The 24,776-nt window shown below is 68.8% G+C and carries 18 protein-coding genes; 14 read left to right on the top strand and 4 right to left on the bottom strand.

Going from position 1 to position 24,776, the window contains the following annotated elements:
- Nucleotides 1–526: 526 nt before the first annotated feature.
- Nucleotides 527–2,812, top strand: a complete 2,286-nt coding sequence (locus C2L59_RS39235; protein WP_158263140.1) for a LuxR C-terminal-related transcriptional regulator — start codon at nt 527–529, stop codon at nt 2,810–2,812.
- Here the strand turns inward: C2L59_RS39235 and C2L59_RS39230 are convergent.
- The gene (locus tag C2L59_RS39230) at nt 2,766–3,950 is read right to left on the bottom strand and encodes a cytochrome P450 (RefSeq protein WP_103354828.1); all 1,185 of its coding nucleotides are present in this window, start codon (nt 3,948–3,950) and stop codon (nt 2,766–2,768) included. The genes C2L59_RS39235 and C2L59_RS39230 overlap by 47 nt on opposite strands.
- Before the next feature lie 472 nt (nt 3,951–4,422).
- On the opposite strand from C2L59_RS39230, the gene C2L59_RS39225 reads away from it, so the two are divergent.
- Together C2L59_RS39225 and C2L59_RS39220 are read left to right on the top strand one after the other, a co-directional pair.
- Nucleotides 4,423–4,779, top strand: a complete 357-nt coding sequence (locus tag C2L59_RS39225; RefSeq protein WP_146060495.1) for a hypothetical protein — start codon at nt 4,423–4,425, stop codon at nt 4,777–4,779.
- On the top strand, nt 4,772–5,989 hold the full coding sequence (locus C2L59_RS39220; protein ID WP_103354650.1) for a hypothetical protein: 1,218 nt from the start codon (nt 4,772–4,774) through the stop codon (nt 5,987–5,989). Before C2L59_RS39225 ends, C2L59_RS39220 begins: the two co-directional genes overlap by 8 nt.
- Nucleotides 5,990–6,015: 26 nt before the next feature.
- Here C2L59_RS39220 and C2L59_RS39215 read toward each other — a convergent pair whose 3' ends face one another.
- On the bottom strand, nt 6,016–6,663 hold the full coding sequence (locus C2L59_RS39215; protein ID WP_103354649.1) for a hypothetical protein: 648 nt from the start codon (nt 6,661–6,663) through the stop codon (nt 6,016–6,018).
- A gap of 237 nt (nt 6,664–6,900) precedes the next feature.
- Here C2L59_RS39215 and C2L59_RS39210 point away from each other — a divergent pair, with 237 nt between their 5' ends.
- The 10 genes from C2L59_RS39210 to C2L59_RS39160 all read left to right on the top strand — a co-directional run bounded on the left by C2L59_RS39210 (nt 6,901) and on the right by C2L59_RS39160 (nt 17,689).
- Nucleotides 6,901–7,833 carry a hypothetical protein gene (locus C2L59_RS39210; protein ID WP_103354648.1) on the top strand — a complete coding sequence of 311 codons (933 nt, stop codon included), beginning with the start codon at nt 6,901–6,903 and terminating at the stop codon, nt 7,831–7,833.
- 91 nt (nt 7,834–7,924) lie between these two features.
- The gene (locus tag C2L59_RS39205) at nt 7,925–8,215 is read left to right on the top strand and encodes a hypothetical protein (protein ID WP_233223936.1); all 291 of its coding nucleotides are present in this window, start codon (nt 7,925–7,927) and stop codon (nt 8,213–8,215) included.
- A 195-nt stretch (nt 8,216–8,410) separates the two neighbouring features.
- Nucleotides 8,411–9,034, top strand: a complete 624-nt coding sequence (locus C2L59_RS39195) for a hypothetical protein (RefSeq protein WP_233223935.1) — start codon at nt 8,411–8,413, stop codon at nt 9,032–9,034.
- A complete protein-coding gene (locus tag C2L59_RS39190) occupies nt 9,031–10,461 on the top strand; it encodes a hypothetical protein (protein WP_103354646.1) in 1,431 nt (476 codons plus the stop codon). The genes C2L59_RS39195 and C2L59_RS39190 overlap by 4 nt, the downstream gene beginning before the upstream one ends.
- Nucleotides 10,458–11,963 (top strand): SCO6880 family protein, encoded by a 1,506-nt coding sequence (locus C2L59_RS39185; RefSeq protein ID WP_103354645.1) that lies wholly within the window; start codon nt 10,458–10,460, stop codon nt 11,961–11,963. The genes C2L59_RS39190 and C2L59_RS39185 overlap by 4 nt, the downstream gene beginning before the upstream one ends.
- Nucleotides 11,964–12,070: 107 nt before the next feature.
- Nucleotides 12,071–13,498 carry an ATP-binding protein gene (locus C2L59_RS39180; protein ID WP_233223934.1) on the top strand — a complete coding sequence of 476 codons (1,428 nt, stop codon included), beginning with the start codon at nt 12,071–12,073 and terminating at the stop codon, nt 13,496–13,498.
- Between the two features lie 35 nt (nt 13,499–13,533).
- Nucleotides 13,534–14,622 (top strand): C40 family peptidase, encoded by a 1,089-nt coding sequence (locus tag C2L59_RS39175; protein WP_233223933.1) that lies wholly within the window; start codon nt 13,534–13,536, stop codon nt 14,620–14,622.
- Between the two features lie 42 nt (nt 14,623–14,664).
- Nucleotides 14,665–16,521 carry a type IV secretory system conjugative DNA transfer family protein gene (locus tag C2L59_RS39170; protein WP_103354644.1) on the top strand — a complete coding sequence of 619 codons (1,857 nt, stop codon included), beginning with the start codon at nt 14,665–14,667 and terminating at the stop codon, nt 16,519–16,521.
- The gene (locus tag C2L59_RS39165) at nt 16,518–17,153 is read left to right on the top strand and encodes a hypothetical protein (protein ID WP_103354643.1); all 636 of its coding nucleotides are present in this window, start codon (nt 16,518–16,520) and stop codon (nt 17,151–17,153) included. Before C2L59_RS39170 ends, C2L59_RS39165 begins: the two co-directional genes overlap by 4 nt.
- A 128-nt stretch (nt 17,154–17,281) precedes the next feature.
- Nucleotides 17,282–17,689 (top strand): VUT family protein, encoded by a 408-nt coding sequence (locus C2L59_RS39160; RefSeq protein WP_158263139.1) that lies wholly within the window; start codon nt 17,282–17,284, stop codon nt 17,687–17,689.
- A 156-nt stretch (nt 17,690–17,845) separates the two neighbouring features.
- Here the strand turns inward: C2L59_RS39160 and C2L59_RS39155 are convergent, their stop codons facing one another.
- Complete coding sequence (locus C2L59_RS39155; protein WP_233223932.1) at nt 17,846–18,622, bottom strand: Long-chain-fatty-acid--CoA ligase; 777 nt, start codon at nt 18,620–18,622, stop codon at nt 17,846–17,848.
- A gap of 334 nt (nt 18,623–18,956) precedes the next feature.
- On the opposite strand from C2L59_RS39155, the gene C2L59_RS39150 reads away from it, so the two are divergent.
- Nucleotides 18,957–19,388, top strand: coding sequence for an Lsr2 family protein (locus tag C2L59_RS39150; RefSeq protein WP_103354641.1), 432 nt, complete (start codon nt 18,957–18,959; stop codon nt 19,386–19,388).
- A gap of 122 nt (nt 19,389–19,510) precedes the next feature.
- On the opposite strand, the gene mobF is transcribed toward C2L59_RS39150, so the two are convergent.
- Entirely contained in the window at nt 19,511–24,622 is a 5,112-nt protein-coding gene (gene mobF / locus C2L59_RS39145; protein WP_233223955.1) for a MobF family relaxase, read from the bottom strand.
- Between the last annotated feature and the right edge of the window lie 154 nt (nt 24,623–24,776).

Genomic DNA, 24,776 nt, shown 5'->3' with positions numbered 1-24,776 from the left:
ACAATAACCAGATCCCGGCAAAAGTCAACATGTGTGTCTGCTCCTGGCGGACTGCCTGTGTCTATCTGAGCGCCCCTCCTGCCTGATGTTGCAGAAAGTATGCAATTAGACGCTTCTCGTGATCTTCGCGGTGTGGCTCTTCTCGATCGACCGACCGAAGGGCCGTTCGCTACTCACTGTAGCTGAGGTGCTGTAGCTCGGTTGTTGGCGATTAACTCGATTGAGTGTTCCCGTGGTTAATGCTTGAGGGTCGCGGTGCTACCCGTGGTACGAAACAAGACGCGGAGCGCGGCACGCCTCAGATGCTGCGTTTCTAGTCGGCGAGCGGCTGGTACGAGCATCGATCGATGCCCGTGACGAGCAGGGACGGTACGAGGAGGGGCAATGTCGACGACGCACGCCGCGGCAGGATGCACCACGGGCGTGAATAGTGCTACGCGCCGGCGCCATGGCGCGTAGACCGCTGCCGAGGGCCGGTATACCGGGTGTGGCCTACCCGACGACACTCATCGGTCAATCGCAGAAAGTGACTGAGATCGAGGGCTATGTCGACCAAGGCAACCCTCTGGTGGTGGTGACTGGCAGCGGCGGGGTGGGAAAGACGCGGGCGGCCGGAGAAGCCTTTGGACACCGTTGCGACGCCTACGACGCGGCTGCCTTCGTCCGACTCGCGGAAATAAGCGATGAACCCGGGAACGAAACGACAGTAGAGCGAATCTGCAACTTGCTGCTCGCAGATCTACGCGTCGCAAACCATCAGCCCGACGCCCGGCCGCTGGACGTGCTGATCGAGTTCCTGCGCGACCACAGTGTCCTGCTCGTACTGGACAACTGCGAACACCTGCTCGAGCCCATCCAGGAACTCGTCGACCTGTTGATCAACCGGGCGCCGCAATTACAGATCATCGCGACCAGCCGCGCCTGGCTGGAGATTCACGGTGCACGCATTGTGCACCTCAACCCTCTCCATGTCCCCGACAAGAACGCCGGCCGCGTCGAAGCAGAAGAGTGCGACGCGGTGAAGCTGCTGCAGGACCGCGCTGCCCTGGCCGGACGTCCGCTGACCGCCGACGACGACTGGTCGGCCATCGTTGGCCTGGTCCGCTGGTCCGACGGGATCCCGCTCATCCTGGAACTCGTCGCGGCCCAGCTGAGCACCGGACGATCGCCCCGCGTGGTGTTCGAACGCCTGGAAGGCGGATCCGCCTTGAAATACGCCCCGGGCACCCGCGGAGTCCAAGCTCATCACCTGGCCCTCGACGCGGCGATCGGCGAATCCTGGAAGCTGTGCACTGAGGTCCAGCAGCGAGTGTGGGCGAGGTTGACGGTGTTCACCGGCGGCTTCACACTCGAGGCGGCCGAGCGGGTCTGCGCGGACACCGTCGTCGACCGTGCCGTGATTCTGACGACCCTGGATTACTTGGTCCGGCACTCGATCATCGAAGGCGCATCGGCGGACGGCCGCTACCGGCAGCACAACTACCTGCGCGAGTACGGCCGCCGGCGCCTGCGACGCTTCGGTGACCAGGACGCGATCGAAGAACGCCTTTGCGCGTGGGTCGCACAACTGGTGCGGGACGCGGCTGAAGGCTGGTTCGGTCCGGACGAGATGTGCTGGCTGACCGGGGTCAACGCCGAGGCCGGCAACATCACGGCGGTGGTGAACTGGTGCGCCGAGCGCGGGCAGGTGGAACGCGGGCTGACGATCATGTTCGACCTGCTGCGCACCCGCGCACCGTTCTTCTTCGCCACGGAAATCCCTGTCTGCCGACAGGTCGAGAAGCTCCTGCAAGCGGGTCTCGCCGAGCCCGCGCCGATGCGAGTCTCAGCGCTGGCGATGGTCGGCTGGATCTGGATCGCACTCGGCACGCGCGAACGCGGCAAGGCCCACCGCGACGAGTGCCTGGACCTCGCCCGCCAGATGGGCATCGAGAACGCCCCGGCGGTGCAGTTCATCGACGGCAGCTACGACGCGCTGGCCCTCGGGTCGCGCAGCGGCTACGCAAAGCTGGAAGCGGCCCGCGAGGGATTCCGTGCGGCCGGCGCCCACGGCTCGGAATACATGGCGGGGCTGTTTCACGCGTTCACCGCCGGCTTGCTCGGTCCGGTCGAGGAGGCCGACCGCATGTCGGGGTGGTGCCTTGATGCCGCCCACGCCAGCGGCGCGGAATGGGCGATCACCTGGGCGGAATGGACCCGCGGTCTGCCCGAAGGCTCACAGCCGCAGGCCAGCGCCCGCAACGCGCTGCGCGCGCAGGTGAGACTCGGCGACCTGTGGGGCCCCGCCTGGGGTGTGGAAGAGGAAGCCCGCAAACGCGTGCTGGCAGGCGATCTCCTCGGCGCTGCCCACTTGTATGGCGGCTCGGACAGCCTGCAGGCCCGCCACGGCGTCCGGTTCAACGGCCTGCCCGGATGGCGCCACCATCGCGACATCGCGAACGACGCGATCATCCACGGCACCGCAGAGAAGGCAGGCATCGGCGAGGAGGCATTCGAGGCGGCACGAGCTGCCGGCGCTCGATGGCGCGACGACCGCATCGTGGCCTTCGCCCTCGGCGACACCGACCCCACCTCGCCGCCTCTGACCCCGCGACAGTGGCAAATCACGCGCATGGTCGGCGACGAGAAGTCGAATATCGAGATCGGCGCTGCCCTGCACGTGTCGGCGCGGACGGTCGAAGGCGACCTGACGAAGATCTACCGACACCTCAACCTGCGGGGCGGCCGCACCGAGCTCGCCGAGTGGTATCAGGCGTACATGGCGGCTAGCGATGGCTCCACTGCACCGGAAGCGCCGCCACACCGCGGATGACCCCGAACGTGCGCCGCACGTTCGCGTGCGGCTGCAGCCGGACATCCGGGACCGCACGCAGCAGCTCCTCCAGCATGACCCGCACCTCGACCCGGGCCATGTGCCGGCCGAGGCAGCGGTGCTCGCCGGCCCCCCAGCCCAGGTGCGGTGTCGGGGTGCGCTCGCGATGGAGCCGGAAAACGTCGCCGTCGGCGAAGTGGCGCTCATCGCGGTTGGCGCTGCCCCAGGCCAGCAACAGCCGGTCCCCAGGTGAGAGCGGCATCCTGCCGAGGTAGGTGTCGGTGGTGGCCGTGCGGCCGGTGGCCGCGACGGCTGGTTCGTGCCGGACCAGCTCCTCGACGAACGCCTCCAGCAACCCGGAGTCGGCCGCCACGAGCTCGCGCAGCGCAGGATGTTCCAGGAGCTGCAAAGTCGCGGTGGCGCAGGCGTCGGCGGTGGTCAGGTGCCCGGCCGCGACCATCAGCATGGTCATCTTGACCAGCTCGTCCTCGCCGGTGGTACGCCCGTCGACGTCGGTGGTGACCATGCACGAGAGCAGGTCGGAGCCGGGATGGGCGCGGCGGTCGCGGATCTGCTCGAGCAGGAAGTCCGCGTACACCCGGCCGATCTGCTGGGTGTCGGTCAACGTCTGGGCGCCGTAGAGCGCACGGACATGCTCCGAAAGCCACGCACGCTCCAGCTCGCCTAGCCCGAGGACCCGCCCGATCACCAGCGGCGGCACCTGCTGGGTATAGCCGGCGACCAGGTCTCCCGCGCCCCGAGGGATCAGTTCCTGCAGCGTCTCCCGGCAGATCGCCCGCACGTACTGCTGCTGAGCCGCCGCGGCCGCCGGGGTGAAGAAGGTCGCCAGCGCGCGCCGCCACTGGTGATGGTGCTCCGCGTCGGTCTCGAACATCGGTGCCACCGCCTCCCGCAACTCGGTGACCACCGCCGACGCACCCAGCCCGTCGACGTAGGCACTAAACCGTTCCGGCGCCTGCGCGGCCTCGCGGATTTCGTCATAGCCGGTGACCAGCACGAACCCGTCCAGCTCACCGCTGCGCGCGACCGGACACCCCCGCCGGATCGCCCCCAGCGTCTCGTACGCCGTCTGGGCGACCGCCGGATCAAGATGATTGAACCCCCATGCCAACGTCATCAGATCAGTGTCAGTCTCGCGCGTCGGCGCGTCCCCCGAATTCAGCACCATGACGTCCTGACTAGTCGGCCGCAGCCTCGGGAATCAACCCTGCACCAGGCAAGAATGCGGCCTCCCGGGGGGAATATGCGGACCCGCAGGGACCCCGCAACGACCGCAAACGCCCCCGCATGACCCCCGCAATCGAAGACTGCGGGATCCGGCGAGCGTATTCGTGCGTCTGAGGTCTGTCGCGTCCGTCAGGATGGCGGCAACGCTGTGAACTGCTCCGAAGAAGATCCATCGTGGCACGGGCAGACCAGGGCCGGTGGGGGCCGGCAGGATCGACAACATCCAGGGGAGAAAGTTGAATCACGCAACAAACGATGACGTGGAATTCTGCCGGCGCTGCGAAAGCATCATCGCCACGCTGCCGATTCGGTACCCGTTCGAGCTACGCGCCTTCCTCAAGGCACTCGGGAAGCAACGGGGAATGACCGTCGTCCTGGGGCGAATGGCGACCGGGCGCAGCGGGACCAGCGGCCTGATGATGCGCATGCGGACAGAGTGTCTGCTCGGGGTCGCGGCCGCCGCCGTCCCGACGCACGTGTTTCACATCGTCTCCCACGAGATCGGGCATTGGCTGCTGGACCACCCGGGCGACTACGTCTGCCGCCGCCGCACGAGCACCGGCAACCAGCACGAGCTCGAAGCCGAACAGTTCGCCGACCTGCTGCAGGCGCACGTACGGGCCGGGACCGCGCGCCACCGCGACCGCCAGCTCCCTCCGGGCCGCACGGCCCTGCGTGCCGCTTTCGGAGCCCGTCGCCACCTGTGCGCCGATGGCTGACGCGGTCACCGTCCTCTGGTACGGCGCCGCCGCTGCGGGTGTGGCGGAGTCAGCCCGGAAGGTGTTGGTCAACCGCGGTGTCGGCTACACCCTCAGCCGCCACCTGTTGACGGCTGGCATCGCGTGCATGGCCCTGTCCATGGCGGCCGGCGACCCAATGACCTTGGACTGGGCCGATGCCCTGACCGGGCTACGCAACGTGGCGATCGTCGTCCACCACGTGCTCGGGATGCTGGCGATGGTCTTCGTCGCCGCGTTCCTGCACACCCTTGGACAGCTGCGCCTTCCCCTGCCCGGCGTGGTCACGATCTTCGTGGCCTGCGCCGCGGCGATGGTCACTCTCTACGTGCTGGCCGGCGCGCACACCTCCTTCTTCGCCTCACCCCGCAACGCGACACTGCCTTCCCAGCTCTACAGCGCGACCTACCTGGGCTATATGGTCGCCTGGCTCGCCCTGCTGCTGCTCGGCCTGACCGTGGTGGCCGCGGGCGAGGTAGCCGGGGTCCGAGGCGGCGTCGCCCTGGCCCAGCTGGGTATCGCGGTGTCGCTGGTCGGGCTGTGCTGGCGCTTCGGCGGCGCACTCCGGCTGCTGGCCGACCCGCACCATGTGCCCCGGGGCAGTCACTTCGGAGTGTTCACCGATGCCGCCGGCCTGCTGCTGTTCATCCTGGGCTCGGCGTTCGCCGCAGCGACCCGCACGATGTTCGAGCGACGCGACCGGCGCCGCACGCAACGCCAGGACGCCGCGGTCGAACGCCTGTGGCGACGCACGCGGATTCTCCTCACCAGCCGCCGCCGGCCCCCGTTGACCCAGCTCCAGCAACTGGTCGAAATCGAGGACGCGTTGCTCATCGTGGACCAGTTGATCGACGCTGCGACGTGCTGCGCGATCCGGCACGAGCTGCAGGACCTCAAACTTGTCTACGGTTTGGATATCGAACCGATGGCCACCGCCGTCGAGATCGAGATTGCGATCGCCGCCCTCGTCGCGCACTTGTCGCACCCGTCGCACGAGCCCATCTGCGATGGCGGCACCGACAATGCTGAGGACGCGGAGGTGTGGTGGCCGGAAACCGAGCGTCTGCGCGTCGACGACGGCACGCGACGGGTCTGGTTGGCCGCTGTCGGTGACGCGCTGAGCGAGCGCCGGGTCCAACGGCTGGCAACGAAGATGGGACCGCGACAGCGTGCCGCCGGCAACCGGACGTGATGGCGGAGACGCGGGGCGTCGGACTGTCAGCCGGGTCGCTCCTGGCCGGGGTCACGGCGGCTCCGGGCGATCCGTTCCAGCACCTTCAGCAACAGCTGCTTGTCCGCTTCGTGAGCTCCGTCCAGACGGCTGGCGATCGTCCGGGCGTTGACGCCGACCCCGCCGATCTCGATCATCAGCTCGTGCGCTCGGCGGTCAGTCTCGTCGTAGGGCACTTCGAACTCCGCGGCCGCGACGTGGGGGTCGAGCAGGTCTCGATGGATTCGCCAGAACGCGGCCAAGCCTCGGGTAATCGACGGACGGGTATTTTCACGGATCCCGCCCTTGAAGTTCTGCAAGGCCTGTCTGGTAACAGGCACTCCACTACGTGCCTGAACCCATCGTGCCACCAGGGGGACCCGCGCGACAAAACTTCGAAACCCGGGCTTCTCACCGGCGGCTAGATGGGCAATTTCGTCGGGATCGACAACGGGCTCACCGTCAAGCACGTAGTAGGTGGATTCGTGCTCAAACAGATACGTCAACCGCTCGGCGAAGGTGTCCAGGTCGAGCAGGTCGAGGGTGAGCTGCTGCTGGGCAGCGTAGGGGCGGTGCGGGATCGGCGAGTCCAGGAGTTCGGGCGAGGTCGATCCCCAGCTGTCGAAGACCGGTTCGTCCTCATACCGTCGCCCCACACCGCACCCCGCCCAGTTTCGTGACCGTCCGGTTCAGACTTCGCCGTGATGGATCGTGTTTGACACATCGAAGGTTCCGTCTACCATCGAATGCAAAGAGCCACACATGTTGACAGTATCTTCGGTTCACTGAGAGAAAGCAACCCACGCCACCCCGTACAGGGGGTTGGAGCACGGTCCCGCTGTGACCGCCGCACCCTTCACCGGCGCACCGACATCGCTGAAGGGAGGCTCGTCATGACCCCAGCCGAGAACCTACCCGAGGACACTGACTCCCGTGTGGACTCACCGGCGACCGAGAAGCAGAAAGCCACACCCGCGGAGGCGGCGGTCGAGCTGCTCGACTGGTCGCCATTCGGCCGGATTGTGCCAATCATGGCTGCATCGCCCGGGGCCGGGGCCACGAGCACTGCTGTCGCGATAGCCGATGCGCTCCAGCTGGCGGGGCGTTCCGTTCTGCTTGTCGACGCGGGCGATCCGGTCCGCTCCGGACTGGGGCGCGCTGCGCGGGCCGACGGGCCACGACGGAACGGGCCCGGTCCTGCGGCCGGCGTCCGGTTCTCCCGGCGGGCGCGGGCGATCCTGGCGCGCCTCGACGTCGCGGAGGCCACCGGGGAGCCGGTGTTGTTTCCGCCGCCGCCGTACTGGCATCCCGGCGGCAGTTGGAGTGTGGACGCGACCGTGGTCGACATCGGCCACGACCCGTGGCGCCTGGCAACCGACCCTGCTCTCGGACCGGGGCAGTGGCTGCGCACTGGCAGCCCATCACCGATTCCCGCGCTGGTGGTGCGGCCCACAGTGCCCGGACTCGCGCACGCCGAACAAGTCCTGGCCCGCCTCGAGCCATGGGTCCGTGCAGGCGCGGTCACCCCGCCCACGCGATTGCTGGTCGTGGGCGCCCGCCGGTGGCCCGAAGGCGTAGCCGGTACCGCGGGCCGTCGCACCAACGTCCTGCTACCCGAGGCCGTGTTCTTCCCGCACAACCGCGACCTCGCGGTGCAGGGCGTCACCGAATACGTGACGCCGCCATCACTGCGCTCACCCGCCGAACACCTGCTCCGGTCCTGGCGCGTGCTACCCCAGCGGACCCGTCGGCTGCCCTTGCTCTCGCGGGCCGGCAGCGCCCGCCGACGCACGAGACGCGCGGCCAACCACGACGACTCCAGCTGAGCCGATCCCCCCGATCAGGCGAGAAGAACTTCAACGCCCTCCCCCTTGACCCGCTCGACGCGACGTCGGGCGGTGCGACTTGGAGGGCGCGATGTCCGCGCACATTGTCATCGACTGGCTCGGCCAGATCCCGAACCCGACACCCGTGCAGCCCGAGATCGGCGGCGACAAGATCCTGGGGCTGCTCAACAACGTCAAGTGGGGCGCGGGAGTTGCACTGATCCTCGGGTTCTTCGTCGGGCTGATCGTCTGGGTCGGCGGCCGCTGGGTCGATCACCACCGGGCCGGGAAAGTCGGCGTCGTCATGATGCTCTGCGCCGTCGCCGGCGCGATCCTCTACGGCATCGGCTGGTCGCTGATCAACAGCTTCGCGGGCGGCTGAGCCATGTTCACCTCCACCGCATCGCCGCGCCATCGTAGGCGAACGCCCCGGCTGATCATCATCGTCGTTCTGCTCGTCGCCACGGTCGCCGTGGTGCTGGTAGCCCGGCAGGCCACGGCACCACCATCGTCCCCGCCGGCCGCGGCTCCGCCCGGCGGCGCGTCCTCGCCGGCACCCACGGCGCCAGTCGACGAGGTGACCGCGCTGGCCATCCGTCCCATGATGACCCTGCCGCCCGAAGCGGCCCTTCCTCACGAACTGACCACCGCCACGGCCGGGCCACCGATCACCGTCCCACGACCGGCCCCGATCGCGAACCGCGTGATCTCCGACGGGTTCCCGGCCACTGCGGAAGGCGCGCTCGGCTGGCTGACCGACTTCAACGAAACCGCTCTGCGCGGCGGCGACCCCTCCACCTACCTGCGGGCCTACGACGAGTTCGCGCTTGCGCGCGCTCCATCTCCACAAGGCAGCGGTCCGCTCGCGCTGCTGTCGTCCTTCCGCGATGAAGCCGGCATCCGCCCAGGCGAGCTCAAGCCCGGCCTGACGGTGACCTACGAGGTGTCCCAGGGCCTGATTAAAGGCACCACCGACGCGGGCCGGTTCGCCGTCGTCTGCACGCTCGGGCAGCTGAGCTTCGACTACCAGGGCCAGAGCACACGCATGGGTATCGGCGACTGCCAGGCCCTGCGCTGGACCGGTACCGCGTGGCGGATTGCTCCCGGCGCCCGCGCCGCCTACGCAGCGTCGGCGTGGCCGGGCAGCGCCGAATCGGTCGCGGCGGGCTACCGGCCCCTGACCCGGGACGGCGTCCGATGACGCCCGCGGAGCTCGAGTTGCTGAAGGCGCTGGGCAGGCTGGCCGGCGCGGGGGTCAAAGCGACCGCGGCCGGGGTTCTCGAGCCGCTCATGGCTGCGACCTGGGCCGCTGCTTTGTTCATTTTGCGCACCGCGTTCCAGCTGGTCGACCAGTTCTCCCTCTTCACGGTGTCCACCACGGATGGACCGGTGTCGATCCTGTGGCCGATGACGCTGTGGATGTCCGGGGTCATCGCGCTGGGGATGTTCTTCTGGCAGATCATCATCACCGTCCTGCACGGCGGCCGCGGCTTCATGCGCCTGATCACCGGCCCGATCCAGTACGGCATCACCCTCGCGGTGACCGTCGGGGTGGTCGCGGCGTTCCTCGCCGCGGCCGACGGGCTGACCGAAGCGATCCTGTCCATCGGGCTTCGGGTGGGGAACTTCCGCGACGCACTAAACATGACCGGCTTCACCGACGCCCTCTCCGACGAGGTGAAGAACGTCGTGCTCGGTCTCGCCGGCGCCTTCGGCGTCATCCCGGCCGGGCTGGGCTTCGCGTTCGAGGCGGTATTCCGCGAGGCGGCGATCTACCTGGTGGTCGCCACGGTTCCGATTGCCGCGGCTGGGCTGGTGGCGGACGCGACCACGCGGTGGTACTGGAAAGTTGCCCGCTGGGGCCTGGTCGCCATCGTGATGAAACCGGCTCTGGCGTTCGTGCTGGTGCTGGCGGTAGCAATGGTCGGTGGCGCGCAGGGCCTGTCCGGGCTGCTGGCCGGGATCGGGGTGTTGTTCGTCGCGCTGTGTGTGCCGCTGGTGCTGTTCAAGCTGTTCGCGTTCGTCGACTCCGACGTCGACCCGCAGGGGGTGTTCCGGGACAAGCTATCGGACGCGGGTTCGGAGTCCTACGGCGCCAACAGCATCGCTGGGCGCATGGCCCGGGCGTTCTGGAACAAAGTGGGCAAGGAGTTCGGCGACAACAACGGCGACGACGGGGAGAACGGCGGTGACGGCCAGGAGCAGGCCAACGTCGATCGCTTCGACCAGGCCGCCGCCGAGGATGATTCGACCGTCGAGTCATCCGATGACGCAGACGTGTCCCGCGGAACAGACGCTCCCGGTAGACCAGGCACAGCCGGCGGATCCGGTGGCGATGCACGCGACACGGGCTTATCCAGTACTGGCGCGGAAGGACCGAAAACCGGTTCGGCGACCGAAGTGGCGGACTCAGGAGGCGACGGGGTCGGGGGCGCAAGCGTTCCCGGGCCCATGGACGACGGCGATGACGACGGGCAGCCACTCGATCCGCCGGGCGAGAGCGGGCCGCCGACACCGCCGACCCCACCGACACCGCCGGCGCCAAAGCCTCCGGGTGGTCCGCCACCGGATGACGGTGGCGGTGGTGCGGCGGCCGGTGACGCCGAGGAAGCCGCGGTGCTGCTGTGACCGCCTCGACTCGAATCTACAGGGGACTGTCCCGCAAGGAACGCGCGGGCTGGATCATCGGACTGACACCCGTGCAGGCGTTCGTCTGCGTCGGACTCGCCGTGCCGGTGATCCTCGCGCTGGCGGCCGGGCACTTCGGGCAGGCGCTGGCGCTGGGCGGGCTCTGCGGTACGGCCGCGGCGCTTGTAGTCGTGCCGGTCCGCGGTCGCCCGGCGCTGCGGTGGCTGGGCCATCTGCTGCTTTACCGCGCCGGCATCGCGCTGGGCTGGTCGCGGTGGCAGTCGCGCGCGGTCGCCGGGCAAGCCACGGATCTGGACGAGCCGGATCTGCCCGGGGTGCTGGCCCGGCTGCGGTTTCCCGACGGGCCGCCGTTGAGGGATCTGGGGCGGGTGTGCCTGATCCACGACACCGGCGATGGCCGGTGGGGCGCCACCGCGCGGCTGACCCATGCCGGGGTCGGAATGCTCTCGGATGCCCAGTGCGAACGCCTGGCCAACCGGCTCGGGAACCTGCTGCTGTCGATCGGGCACCGCGAGGTCATCGACCGGATGAGCCTGCTGGTGCGCACTGTGCCCGACGACGGCGCCGACCACCAAGCCTGGCGGGCCGAGCATGACGTCCCGGATGCCCCGGCACTCGCGCGGCAGGCGAGTGAGGAGCTGGATCGGCTGGTCGGGGCGGTGTCGGTCCGGCACGAAGTGTTCGTCACCCTCTCCGGCACCGAAGACGCGTTGCGGCGCCCGGCTGCCGCGGCCGGGGGCGGAGTCGCCGGCCGGGCCGCGGTGCTGTACCGCGTGCTGGACGGGCTCGAGGACAAGCTCAAGTCTCTCGGCGCGACCGGCGTCAAATGGCTGTCTGGCCCGGAACTGGCGGTGGCGATCCGCACTGGATTTAACCCGGCCAGCGCCGCCGGTCTCGCCGCGCGCCGCCACCAGGCCGGGGACGCCGGTGTCCGCTGGGCAACCGCAGGTCCGGTGCACGCCCCGGCACCGTCGCCGCGGGCGTATTACCACGACGGCTTCGCGACGGTGTCCTACTCGGTGTTGATGCCTGAGGCCGGGACGGTGTTCGGGTCACTGGGCGGGCTGCTGGCGGTCAAGACCGCCGGCGAGCGCCGCAGCCTGGCCATTCACTACGAAACCCTCTCTCAGCACCGGTCTCGCAAGGCCGTGCGTCGGCTGCGGTTCCGCACTGGAGTCGTGCGGGACTGGAAGTCGTCGAAGGGGTTCAACTCCGGCGCGGCCGAAGCCCGCGAGGCGGGCGGGGCGCGGGCGCAGGAGCACGCGGTCGCGGCCGGGCACGGGATCGTCCGCTTCGCCGTCGCCGCGGCCGTCACGATCCCGGACACGTGGAATGTCGAGGACCACGCCGCGAAGCTGGAGAACGACATCGCGGGCCGCTTCCAGCTGCTGCGGATGGAACTGGCTCAGGACGCCGGGTTCGTCGCCGCCGTCCTGCCCGTCGGTGTCGGGCTGCCACAGCTGCGGGGCGGCGCGTCATGAGCCGCCGCACCGACGAGCGGACCGCGGCGGAACTGCTCGCAAGTTTCGGGCCTGCGCTCAGCACACGACCGACGGGACGCCGACATCGGGACGGCCGTAGCACCCGCGTGAACCAGCGGGCCGCGCCGCGGCGCGGGTTCGCCCGGCCCGGGCACGGCTGGTCGCCGGTGGCGGCGCCGCTGCAGGTCTACCAGGCCGGCACGCACGAGATCGGCGGGTTGTACCCGCTGCTGGCGGCGAGCCCGCTGCCGGCGGTCGGGGCGCGGATGGGCTACGACGTCCACTCCGGCGGCGCGTTCTACCTGCACCCGGTCGAGTTCGTCCTGCGCTCGATCTGCACCAACCCGAACATGGTCCTGTTCGGCGAGCCCGGCCGCGGCAAGTCCTCGACGGTGGTGGCGTTCCTGCTGCGGATGATGCTCACCGGTGTCCGCACCCTGATCTCCGGCGACGTCAAAGGCGAATACACCCCGCTGCTGCACGCGCTCGGGATCACGCCGATCATGCTCGGCCGGGGGAGCAGCGCCCGCCTCAACGCCCTCGACCTCGGCCCCTTGGCCGCCCGCTGGGACGCGTGGCCGATCGAGCGGCAGCGCGACGAGCTCGATGGAGTCTTGGGCCGGTGGGTGCAGCTGTTGGTCGCGCTCGCCGAGGCCCAGGGTTACCGGCCCACGGTCACTGATGAGGCTGCGCTGTCGGCGGTGCTGCGGCAGCTGCTCGGCGTCAGCGACGGCTACACCCAGCTCACGCCGATCACCATCCCCGGCGTCCACCAGGCGCTGTCGGACCCGGAGGAGCCGCTGTGGGAGGGCCTGCGCTTCGCCGGCCGCCGCCAGTTCCTCGACCATCTCCGCTCAATCACCGACGCGTTGGCCAACCTGATCTCCGGCCCGCTGGCCGGCCTGTTCGACGCGGCCACGAACTTCACCGTCGACTGGAACGCCCCCATCCAGAGCCTGGACCTCTCGCGGCTGCGGACCCGCGGCGACCAGGCCGTCGCTGTCGCGCTGACGTGCTTGGGCTCGTGGTCGTCGCTGGCGACGGATCTGCAGAACGACGGGGAGCTGCGGATCGTCGTCCGGGACGAGATCTGGCGCCAACTCCGCTTGGGCTTGCGCGCGGTCCAGGCTGTCGACAGCGAACTACGGCTCTCGCGCGCGGAACGCAAGATCCAGATTCTGGTCAGTCACAAGCCGGGTGACTTCCTCTCCGTCGGCGCCACCGGTTCCCAGGAAGTCGCCATCGCCCGCGATCTGCTCGCGCTGTGCTCGATTCGTGTCCTGCTGGGACAGTCGACGCGCGTGGCGAGCGAGCTGGCTGACGTTCTCGCCCTGTCGGACAGGGAGCACGAAGCCACCACGGGGTGGGCCAACGACCGGCAAGGCCGCGCGCTGTGGAAGATCGAAAACCGGACGGGCCTCAAGGTGCAGACGGTGCTGAGCCGGGTTGAGCGGCAGATTTTCGACACCAATTCCCAGTTGGTCCGGAAACCGAATCCGCCGGCGCCCAGCGCTTCCGTGGCGAGGTCGTCGTGAGGCCCGACGGGATCGTTGCCGTCGCGGTCGGTACGATGGTCGGGCTGGTGATGGTGCCGATAATTGCTGTGGTCCTGATCGTCGTGCCCGCAACGGTGGCGACGGTCGTGCAACTGTCTGGGTGCGAACAGGGCGGCCCGGGCGGCGGCTCGGTCGTCGTTGACCGGCAGCAGCTGGGCGCCGACGAGATGGACATCGCCCGCACCATCGTCGACATCGTGCAGCAACGCCGGCTGCCTCGGCGGGCGGCGGTCCTCGCGATCGCCACCGGGATGGTCGAGTCCGGGCTGCGCAACCTCGACCACGGCGACGGCGACTCGGTCGGAGTGTTCCAGCAACGCCCGAGCCAAGGCTGGGGCACCCGCGAGCAGATCCTCAACCCCGTCTACGCCACCGAAAAGTTCCTAGACGCCATGATCGCGTTGCCCGGCTGGGACACCATGGCACCGGGCCGGGCCGAGCAGGCGGTGCAGCGCAGCGGCTTCCCAGACCGCTACGCCTCGCGCGAACCGGCTGCGGCGGCGATCGTGGATCGGTTCTGGACCGGCCCGGACAATGCGACCCCGCCTCTGGCGCCTGGCGGCGGGACGGAGGCTGTGCAGACGAAGACGCTCTGCCCGGACCAGGGCGGATCGGACGTCCCTCGCGACCCCGGCAAGGTCGACCCGACGAAGCTGCCACCTGGGTTCACGCTGCCGGCCGATGTCCGCCAGCGCGCCGCGGTCGGCTTCGCCCTGGGCCAACTCGGCAAGCCCTACGTGTGGGGCGCGAAGGGCCCGAGCGCCTACGACTGCTCCGGGCTGATGCTCGCTTCCTGGGCCGCCGCCGGCATCGGGATCCCGGCCGGGACGGTCAGCCAGGTCCACGCCGGCCACGCGGTCTCCTCTATCCAGCAGGTGCAGCCTGGGGATCTGCTGTTCATTCCCGGCTCCCTCGGCACCGCGCAGATACCGCGGCACGTCGGGATGTACGCCGGGCACGGACTGATCGTCGACGCCTACGACACCGACACCGGCGTCATCCTCGAACCGCTGTCGGCTTGGACTTCAAAGATTGTCGCGATCCGCCGGATCGCCGACCCGAGTTCGCCCTCCCCGCCACCGGGAGGGAGCCCACTTCGATGAATCTTGTGGTGCTGCTCTCCCGCTGTCCGGGAGGAGCGGCCAATGCCGCGCACACGCACCGACACCCTCAACCTCGACCGCGACGTCGCCCTGATGGGCCTCGCGGTCGCCGCCCTGGCGGTCCTCTGCGCACTCGGCGCGATCGTCGTCACCGCCGCCGTCGTGGTCACCGGGTTCTTCACCGGCACCTGGGCGTGGCCGTCGATCACCGCATGGGCGGGCTTCGCCCTGACGGTCGCCTTCCACGCCGCTGATCCCGGGCCGGCGCTGCCGGTCCCGTGGTCGGGCGCGGTCAGCGATCACCAGCTGGCGTTCTACATATGGTTCACCACGATCACCATGCTCGCCGCCGGCCTGACCGTCGGCACGGCGATCCCGGTCTGGCGGCGGGTCGCGCCGACCGACGCCGGACACGCCACCCGCCGCGAGATGGCCAAGATCCTGTCGGTCGCCGCTGCGCGCGCGACCGCGGCGTGGACTCGCGGTGACCTCACCGACGAGCAACGCCGGACCGCGCCGCTCGAGCAGATCGCGGTCCCGCTGCACCAAGGTCCGCGGCGCCAGCAGCTGGTGACCTCGCTGGAGACCCCGACCGGGACGATCGCGCCGACCCGCTCGGGCAAGTCTCGCACGGACTTGGTGCACAAGGTGCTCGCCGCTCCGGGGGCGCTGGTGGCGTCGACGACGAAGAACGACCTCGCCGAGTGGTGCCTGCTGGCCCGCACCCGCCGCCCAGATGGCGGGCCCGTGCTGGTGATCGACGCCACCGGCACCTTGTCCTGGCCGGCACACGCCCGCTGGTCCCCGGTCACCGGCTGCGCCGACCCCGCCGTCGCACTGCGACGGGCGGAGACGCTGATCGAAGCGTCGTCGCTCGGGCTGGAGAACGTCGGCGGCAACGACGCGGTGTTCCGCGGCCGGGCCAGGATCGTCATGCAGGCGTACCTGCTCGCCGCCGCCATGCACCACCGCACGGTCGATCACCTGGTGCGGTGGTCGATCGCCAAACCCGCCGACCGAGAGCCGGTGGAGTTGCTGGAGCAGCAGTATCCGCAGCTGGCGCAGAATTTGGAGTCGGAGATCGGGATGGTCGCCGAGACCTCCGACGCAGTCTGGATGTCGGTCCGCCGCGCGATCGAGCCGTTCATGAACCCCGCCATCCGCTACTTCGCCACCCCCAGCCCGGCCGACGAACTGAACATCGACGAGTTCCTGCGCCGCCACGGCAGCCTGTTCATCATCGCCGGAGAACACCAAGCACCGCAGGCTCGGCCGGTGCTCACGGCGCTGGTGGAGCAGATCCTCACCACCGCCCAGGACACCGCGCTGCGCCGCGAACGCCGACGGCTGGAACCACCGACCACGGCGATCTTGGATGAGCTGTTCGCGGGGACGCCGGTGCCGCGGCTGCCGGCGATCATCGCCGACTCCGCCGGCCGTGGCGTGCTGATCCACTGGTCTGCGCAGTCGCGCTCCCAGCTGGACGAGCTCTACGGCGAACCGGGCCGGCTGCAGCTGATCGACAACACCCTCACCCTGACCGCGTTCCCGGGGTTGAAGGACGACAAGACGCTGGAGTGGCTGTCCACGCTGTCCGGGCAGCACCGCCGCCGGACCCACCAGCACCACAGCGACGGACTGTTCAGCGTCGGACGCGGCGCCAGCGGCGAGGAGACCGTCCCGACGCTGCGCGCCGGCGACATCCGCACCCTCGACCGCGGCCGGGTTCTGATCCTGCATGGCAACCTCCGCCCCATCCTCGGCCGCACCGTCGGCGTCGAGCAACGACCGGACTGGCCGCAGCTGCAGGCCGACGTCGCCGCGATTCGCTCCGGGACCGCCGCGATCACGTCAGAGGGTTACCCGCTCGCGCTGCCTGGTGCGGGCGATCTGCGATGAGCGACGACGACATCGCCGAACGCCCCGACGATCCGGACCGGCCGGAGCCACGGTCGCTGGATGAGCTCGACGAGGCGGTCACCGGGCTAGAAGCAGTGGCCAAAGCGCTGGGCGGGCAGATCGAGCAGGTAGCGGAGACGCTCGCGGAGCTGACCGATGAGCCGAAGAGTGATCCGCGGTTGGCGCGGTGGCTGATGTTCCTGCCGCCGGCTGCGGCCGAGGATAAGGAGCATCGCGGGGAAACGCCACTGTTCACGATTGCGCACTTCGTGCAGTACTACAACGAGACCTACGTCGGCAATCCCGGCACCCGCGCGGTCGCCATCCCCGACTGCTGGCTGGACCATCCCGGCCTGGTCGCCGAACTGGCCACACTCACCTACACCTGGCGCGAAGCCCACCTGGGCAAGAAAGCCACCGCCCGCGATGCGCAGTACTGGCACGACAACTGGCGCCCCGGATTCGCCGAACGCATGGCCACCGAATGGGTCCATCAACGCTGCCGCTCCGACGGCCACAAGACCGCCGGCGCGCCCGCTCGCGCCGATCGCTTTACCCTGGAACATCGCGAACGGAAGGCACGGGCAGCGGCCGGCGTCGACGACTCGTCGACCGTGCCTAGCCGGCCATGATTGCCGTCGCCGGCCGGTGGCGCACGTGCGGATCGAGCGCTCGGCTCGCACGTGTGTCGGTGGTTGCGCTGTACATCGCGTGCGTCGTCGGCGCGAACTGGCTCGCTGAGCACGTCGGCGCTGTCGGCGTGAGATTCGGATTGGACGCCGCGGCTGCGGTGTACGTCGCCGGCCCGGTACTCGTGGTCCGGGACTGGGTGCAACGCCTCGCCGGGCTACGGACGTCCGTGCTGGCGGTCGTCGCGGGCACAGCACTCTCGTACCTGGCCGCCGGACCGGCCATCGCGACCGCGTCCGCGGTGTCCTTCGCCGTCAGCGAACTCCTCGACGCGGCCGCGTATTCGCTCGTCGTGCGGCGGCGCGGGCTCGTCGTTGCGGTGTTCTGCAGCGGAATTGTCGGCGTCGTCGTCGACTCGCTGCTGTTCCCGGCGATTGCGTTCGCCTCCCTCACGCTGACGCCAGGCCATCTGCTGGGTAAGGCGTACGGCGTGCTCGCCGGGACGATCGCGACCGCCGTCATCCGCCGCCTGCCATGAATTTCCGGTTCCTGCTGGGAACACATCGGCCGCACTGGCTGACGTTGCTCGACGTGCCGCTGTTCGGTCATCAACGAACTTTCCCTGGAGAACAAGGCGTTGAGGGAGCAGGCGACCTCTCCGCGCACAACTATCACGCCGTTGAGGAGATCGGACTCATGACCCACCATCAGCTGCTTCCGGCTGGCCAACTGCGTGCTCCATCCAGACGTTCGGTTCCACATACACACCGACATTCAACTCCGTCGACGCCAGCACCGGCACCAGAGCACCGTCGACCAGGTTCGCCCCTTCATGCACCGAGCTGCCTGTCCACGACTGCCACTGGGCGAGAGAGCCGACGATGGTCATGGAAAACGGCGCCACCTTGACGAATTGCCCGCCCAGACGTTCATGAGCACGAATCCACGGGTCAGCCGATGACCCGTCGGGGCGCCGCCTCTCAAGAAACTGCTCCATGGGCAACGACAGAAGGTGATCCTTCGTCGTCGGACGAACCGGGATGACAAGCCGGCTCAGACCACGTTCGCGAACCGACTGTCGCAAGAACGTCAACGCCTCCGCAGCGATCCCTTCGCCTCGCCGGTCACTGGTGACCTGCACGTCGAGCGCCGCCACACACGTTGGGGGTCGTTGATCCAGTGCGTCCTCGATCGCCCAGATGATGATCCCGTCCCAACCGTGATCCGGGAGCTCTGGCCGCTCGGTGTCGGGAAAGACGAGCGGCACGCTCACCGCTCGGGCGACAGGAACGTCGCCGTCGAGAACGACCAGGAAGTACTCGGGCCAGCGGACGGCGAGACGGCGAGCCCTTGTCAGCACAGCGATCTGGTCATGCTGCATGAACTCCGCCCCGATATCACCCAGCGCAAGCGCTGGCTCTAACAGATCCGGCCGTTCGGCCAAGTTCACGACAAACACGATCCCGCCCATCCTCGACCTGCATCGGAGCACTGACATCATGCCCCCACCACTGGTCGTCCCAGCAACTCATTTGGCCGAGGTCAACACAACAGCTCTCTCCCGAGAGAGAACTCTGGCCTGGTCCTTCGCTGCACGATGGCAGCCGCCGCTACCGGAATGCCACGGCCACCGTCGTTGCAACAACTGTGTTAAGTTCGCGCTCCGCTGGCGGCGGAAGATCCTCACGACGATCGAAGCTTCCGGAAACAATGCCGCGATTGCAGCGTAGCTGGATGGTAGTAAGTTATAGTGACACCGTCCGGCATACCGTATTCGCAGCCGGAGTAACTGGAGGTTTGCCGTTATGGCGCAGAAAGTTCTCGTAGAGATGGTCGACGACATCGACGGCGGCGTCGCCACCCAGACCGTTCCGTTTGGCGTGGATGGGGTGAGCTACGAGATCGACCTGTCCGACGCCAACGCGGCCGCCCTACGCGATGAACTCGCCCGCTACATCACGGCCGGGCGACGGATCGGCGGCCGCAAGGTGCGGTTGGCGGCAGGTGAGTCGGCTCAGGGGAAGAAGCCCGGCGCGGCTGCGGATCGCGAACGGTCACGCCAGATCCGGGAGTGGGCCAACGCCAACGGCTACACCGTATCCGAGCGGGGCCGTCTCTCCGCCGAGATCATCGAGGCATTCGAGGCGAACGACGGCCAGCCCATCGTAGTCGACGAACCGGCCCCCACGGCTCGGAAGCGGGCGCCGCGCAAGAAGGTCGCGGCCGCGAGGAAGTAACTGCCAGCCAGTCGACCACGCTGAACGAGATCAAAGGAGAATTCCAGGGGGAACGACGTCCGGCGAAGACGGCCACGTGCTCGATCCGCGGCTGCCCTCGCCGGACGTCGGCTGTCGGTGGCTCAGTAACTCAGTCCGCGGTGAGAGCTTTCGCCGTAGCCGTGGTCGTGTCCGTCGACCAGTTCGTCTTCCAGTTCGGTGCGGCGCGCGGCCGTGGCGGCGTCCGCCTCGCTTTCCTCTTCCGCTTCCTTTTCGGCGGCGAGTTCGGCGTAGAACTTCGTGACGTAGGCGTCGGCGGCGTCGCGCCGTGACTCGCGGGTGAGCATCACGTCCGATGCGGCGTCTTCGCGATCGGGTGTGGTCATCAGGTGCCTCCATTGCCGGGTGATGTCCCGCCAGGCATCGGCCCGAAGGTCGTTGCCGGCGGTTTGGTTGCCGAGCGGAGAGGCAGCATCCGCGGTCGTGATGCCGTACGTTTCACGATACGCCGCAGCGAGCCCGACGACCTGATCCCACTGCCGCGCCAACGCAGCATCGTCAGGGCGGGCACCTAAGCGTGCGAGCCACGCGGGTTGTTCCCGCACGGCCTGGTCCCGCAGCTGGTCGGTTCGCGCGGTGATCTCCGCGTTCATGGTCGCCAGCCGCTCTAGCGAACCGTGATAGTTCGCCGTGTGCGCCAGATCGGGTTGAGCTTGCCACGGCAGAGCGGAGTGGTGCCCGGCGCCGGCGTCGTGCTGACGCACAAGCGCGCTGACGAGCGCCACGCCGGTCCGTCGAGGGTCAGTGTGCTCGGCACCGGTCGTTGTCGCGGCGACCTGGCGGGCGGCGTCGGCGAGCGCGGCGTCGGAATCGAGTCCCCGGATCGCGCCGCCGGCGGCATGGCGCCACACGATGCCCCACCGCTCTTCGGTCACCGCGGCATCCGGCAGATGCGCGGCGACGATCTGCTGCCAGCGCTCGATTTGCTCGTCGGTCGCCGAGGCGATCCGGGCGGGCGCATCGTGAGTCCGGAGGTGCTCGTTGACCCGCTTGGCGAGCACCGCAGCCGGGTCCTCGGCCCAGCTGAAACCCCGGTCATCGACCAGGTCACGGACGAGTCGGTCGGCCTGCCAGCCGCGGTCCTGGGCGCGAGCCAACGCCGCCAGAGCCGCGGGCTCGGCGCCGGCGTTGACCGCGTCGGGGACGTAGCGGGCGAGGACGTCGAGGTAGCGGTCTTCATCTCCGTCACGGGCCAGCAGCTCGTAGCGGCGAACCAGCACGTTCAACGGCTCGAGAACGACCCGTTCGTCGTGGCGCTCGAACTCGGCGAACACGTCGTCCAGCTCAGCGGCGCGGGTCGTCGTGATTGGTGATGGAGATTCGGATGAGGCTGATGCCGGCGCCTGCCCGAACGCCTCCCAGCGCTTGGTCAGGCTGCGCCAGGCGTCTGCCTTCGCCCCGTGGCTGTCAGGCTTGCCGCCGAGCGGGGCGTCGCCGTCGATGCGGAAGGTTTCGCGGTAGGCGGCGACGAGGCCGACGAGGTCGTCCCAGTCTTCGGCGGTGATGGCGTTGTCCGGTCGCGGCCCGAGCCCCGATACCCATGTGGGCTGGTCGCGGATGACGGTGGCGCGCAGGTGCTCGACGCGGTTGGCGATGGCTTGTTTCATCTCGTGCAGGTACTGGGCGTGCCCGGGGTGATGGCGGACGTGCGCGAAGTCGGGTCGGGCCAGCCACGGAACGGCGCGCTCGTGGGCTTCGCCGCGCTCGCCCCGGCACTGTAGGTCGGCGGCGAGCGCGGCGTCGGCGTAGCGGTCATCCGGCATCGTGTCCGGCACCACCGGACGTGCAGCGAGCTGGTGGGCGACGACGGTCAGCGCGGCGTCGACGTCGAACCCGACCGCCAGCGCACCGGCGGCGCGATGCCAGATCGGGTCCCATTCCGGGTCTTCGACGGCCACGTGCGCGGCGATCGCGTCGACGATGCCGCGCCAGCGAGTGACATCCGCGGGTAGCGGAGGTGCTGTTGGTGAGGGTGGCTGACGGCGTTCGAGGTGCCTTCGGATCCGGGCTTGCAGTGCGGCGCCGGGATTGTCGGCGTCGTCGAGGGACTGGCGCCAGCGCATGACGGCGGCGACGAGCGGGTCGGGTTGCCAGCCGAGGTCGTGGGCGTTGCGCAGCGTCTGGATCAGCGCTGGCTCACTGTCGAGATCCAGTGTGGAGGGAGCGTAGTGGGCGAGAATGGCGCGGTAGCGGTCCTTGTCACGGTAGGTGGCGGTGTAGTTGTAGCGGAGTACAAGCGTGCCCATCGACACCGCCTCGTCCTGCTTTTCCCGCAACGTCTGCGTGGCGGAGACCTCGGCGCCGGAGTGGTTCAGCACGCCGGTGAGCACCGACTCCGGAGACACCGGCTCGGGGGTATCCCGGTGCTGGTCAATGACGTGATGATGGGTGACGACGTAGGCAAAATTGCGAAGCATGGCGCGTGTGATGCCCGGATAGAACTGCTCGCGGGTCATCGTCGGCGGCACCAGCAGGTGGGCGTTGCCGGTGCTGGTCATACCCTGCACCCGGTTGACCGTGGCCGCGTAACCGAGCTCCACGTGCGCCTGAACGTACCCGGCTGGCAGGGTGATCGCGGCTTTGTGCACCCGGTGCTGCACGGTGATCTTACCGTTGGCGTGGACTGCGGTGACGGTCCAAACGTCGCCGTTCTTGACGAAGTCGCGTCCCCCGAACAGCGACAGCAGCCGTTGGTTGTGACGGGTGACGACCCAGTCCCCGACCCCGGCAGTGGTCGCGTCGTGCAACTCCACCTCTCGGCCACGATCGACCGCACCGCGGGCGAGGCGTCGTTCGCGTGCGTCGATGTTAAGCGCGACGGTGTCTTCGTTGGTCGGCACGATCAGCAGCGACTGCACGCCAGCGTCGAGGTCAGCTTGCCAGTGCGAGCGGGCGGCGTCACGCATCGTCTCCAGCGACCCGTCAGATACCCGTCCGTTCTCGAAGTAGTACTCGAGCCCCTTCGCATTGCCGGCCCGGATCTTCAGCGACGCCGCGGCCTGTTCCTTGCGGTCGTCGCCGCGAAACCGCACGATCTCCCGAAACCGCACGGCGCCGACGTCGTGGGCGATCAGCCTGATCGCCCCGCCGGCTTCGACCGCAGCCAGCTGCGCGTCGTCTCCGATCAGCCGCACATCGGCGCCGTTGATCAGCGCGTACTTCACGACTTTATACAGCGTGTGGGTGCCGGCCATCGCCGCCTCATCGACGATCACCAGGTCACCAGCTTCCATCGGGAACGCGCGGTGGGCGAACCCGAACCGCAGCGCGGTGGTCAGCTGATGCAACGTGTGCGGCTTCGCCCCGATCGACACGCCGAGCTCCTGGGCCGCGCGGGCGGAGGGGCCGAAGGCGTAGACGCGGTGCCCGGTGCGCCGCCACGCGGTCGCCAAGACCTTCATCGCCGAGGTCTTCCCCGCCCCGGCCGGGGCCAACGCGAGCTGCAGGCGACGGCCGGAACGCGCGAACTGGCGCACCATCTCCGCCTGTCCTGTGTTCAGGCATTGATCGGCTAGGGCCTTTTCCACGGTGTCGATCCGTAGCCGGTGCCCGCCGCCACGACGGGCCCACGCGACCAAGTCACCTTCGGCGGCGAGGGTCGCGGTGGTGGTGTAGCGGGTGGAGCGGTGCTCCACGAACACCGACTCGCCGTCCCGGCGGCGCAGCGATGCGGGCTCGTCGACCGCGGCCGGGCCGACGAGGGCGAGGGTGTCGGGCTGGGCGAGGATGGTGTCGACGACGTCGTCGACGAGCTGTTCGCGCTTGTCGACCGGCACCGTCAGGTGCGCGGTCTGGCGGTGGGCTTCGGCGGCGAGGTTCCACCACGAGAAGTGGCTGTAGTTGTCCGACACCACATCCCGCGTCGCCTGGGCGAGCTTGGCGATGTCGAAGGCATCCGGCTCCGCGCGTCCGCTGAGGAACACACGGTCGGCGAGCGTGTCCAAAAGGTTCGCGGGCACGATGCTCAGCGCGAGTTCGCGCCACACCTGCAGATGTTCCGGAAGCGTCTTGGGTGGCTGTTTGCCGGGCCGGTTGTCGTACTGGGCGGCCCGGTCGATGGCGAAGATGTCCTTCGGCGTCGGCTCCTTTCCGTACTTGGCCGTGAACTCCACGATCCGCTTGGCCCGGGCGGCTTCGAACTGGCGGTGACGTTGGGAGAACAGCTTGACCAGCTCGACCGGGATGCCTTCCAGCTGCCACACCGGGCGCTTCATGTCCACACCCTCGGCGCCGCGCTGCACCCATGCGGCGCCTTGCTCGCGGAACAGGTCGCGTAGGCGGTTATCGAAGTACTCCGACGCGGTGACCGCCGCGGCGAACATGGTGCGCCCGTCGAGCGCGGTCCACTCACCGTCCTCGCTGCCCTGCACCTTCGACGAAATCAACACGTGAAAATGCAGGTGTGGATCGGCCGCGCGGGAATCCCAGTGCTCAAACAACGCCGCAGTGATCCCGTTGACATCGATCTGTGCCTCGCCCATGTTTCCGCGGCGGGTGAAGGCGATGTTGCGTTCCATGTAGGTCACGGTGTCGAGGGCTGCCTGGCGGGCCATCCCGACAATGCGCTCTCGTCCTTCTGGTGACGCCATCGCCCACGCGATGGAGAGGCCCTTGTCGTAAGTGAACACGGCCTCGAACCCGGAGACTGCGGACTTGAGGTTCCGTTTCTGCTCGGCCAGCCATCCGTTCAGCTCTTCGTCGCTGGCCGGGCCCTTGCCGTCGTGGGCTGTGCGGTGGGCCTGAATGTGCACGCCGTGGCGGATCGCCGCGCGCGTGTCGGCCGCAATCGGTGCGCCCACAGGTCGGCCGAGGGAGACGTTGTGGTCCTTGTACGCCTGGGCCACTTGGGAGCGCAGGTGATCCAGTGCGGAGTACTGCGGGAACCGCCGGCCCAGCCGAGTCGCTTTCAGCGCTTCTGCGGAGGTGGCGCCGTCGGCGATCATCTCGGCTTCGATGGCGTCGGCGTTCGGATGGCGGCCTTCGCCGAAGAGGGCGTCCATTTGGGCAGGGGTGACTGCGCCGGAGAGTCCTAAGTGCTCTGCTCCGGCGCCGAACCATTGGCCTGCCGGGTAACCACGGGAGAGGTAGTAGTCACTTAACAGCTCGCCGGGTGCGAGCTCACGGCTGCGATCGGCGCACGCCACCGTGTTCGTGAGGTACTCATGACCACCAGGGCTCAGCTTCCGCAAGCCCATCATGTCCACACCAGACTACGCCGGAAATCCGGCGGCATCCACCTGGTTCAGAACATCTGCAAGACGTGCTGTGTGCGGGGTAGGGGGCAGGCAGGGGTGAGGTGGTGGCGGTGGCGTGGTCGGCGGGATGAGTGGGCGGTGGGGAAGGTGCGGG

It is taken from the genome of Amycolatopsis sp. CA-128772, assembly GCF_002904295.1.
Lineage (GTDB): Bacteria > Actinomycetota > Actinomycetes > Mycobacteriales > Pseudonocardiaceae > Amycolatopsis.
Note: the sequence above shows the minus strand (reverse complement) of the source record. Positions and strands in the feature narration are given on the sequence as shown.

Excerpts from the sequence above, each read along its gene's own strand:
- C2L59_RS39230 (WP_103354828.1), bottom strand. The coding sequence starts at position 3,950 with ATGACGTTGGCATGGGGGTTCAATCATCTTGATCCGGCGGTCGCCCAG.
- C2L59_RS39225 (WP_146060495.1), top strand. The coding sequence starts at position 4,423 with ATGACCGTCGTCCTGGGGCGAATGGCGACCGGGCGCAGCGGGACCAGC.
- C2L59_RS39220 (WP_103354650.1), top strand. The coding sequence starts at position 4,772 with ATGGCTGACGCGGTCACCGTCCTCTGGTACGGCGCCGCCGCTGCGGGT.
- C2L59_RS39210 (WP_103354648.1), top strand. The coding sequence starts at position 6,901 with ATGACCCCAGCCGAGAACCTACCCGAGGACACTGACTCCCGTGTGGAC.
- C2L59_RS39205 (WP_233223936.1), top strand. The coding sequence starts at position 7,925 with ATGTCCGCGCACATTGTCATCGACTGGCTCGGCCAGATCCCGAACCCG.
- C2L59_RS39190 (WP_103354646.1), top strand. The coding sequence starts at position 9,031 with ATGACGCCCGCGGAGCTCGAGTTGCTGAAGGCGCTGGGCAGGCTGGCC.
- C2L59_RS39175 (WP_233223933.1), top strand. The coding sequence starts at position 13,534 with ATGGTCGGGCTGGTGATGGTGCCGATAATTGCTGTGGTCCTGATCGTC.
- C2L59_RS39170 (WP_103354644.1), top strand. The coding sequence starts at position 14,665 with ATGCCGCGCACACGCACCGACACCCTCAACCTCGACCGCGACGTCGCC.
- C2L59_RS39165 (WP_103354643.1), top strand. The coding sequence starts at position 16,518 with ATGAGCGACGACGACATCGCCGAACGCCCCGACGATCCGGACCGGCCG.
- C2L59_RS39155 (WP_233223932.1), bottom strand. The coding sequence starts at position 18,622 with ATGGGCGGGATCGTGTTTGTCGTGAACTTGGCCGAACGGCCGGATCTG.
- C2L59_RS39150 (WP_103354641.1), top strand. The coding sequence starts at position 18,957 with ATGGCGCAGAAAGTTCTCGTAGAGATGGTCGACGACATCGACGGCGGC.
- mobF (WP_233223955.1), bottom strand. The coding sequence starts at position 24,622 with ATGGGCTTGCGGAAGCTGAGCCCTGGTGGTCATGAGTACCTCACGAAC.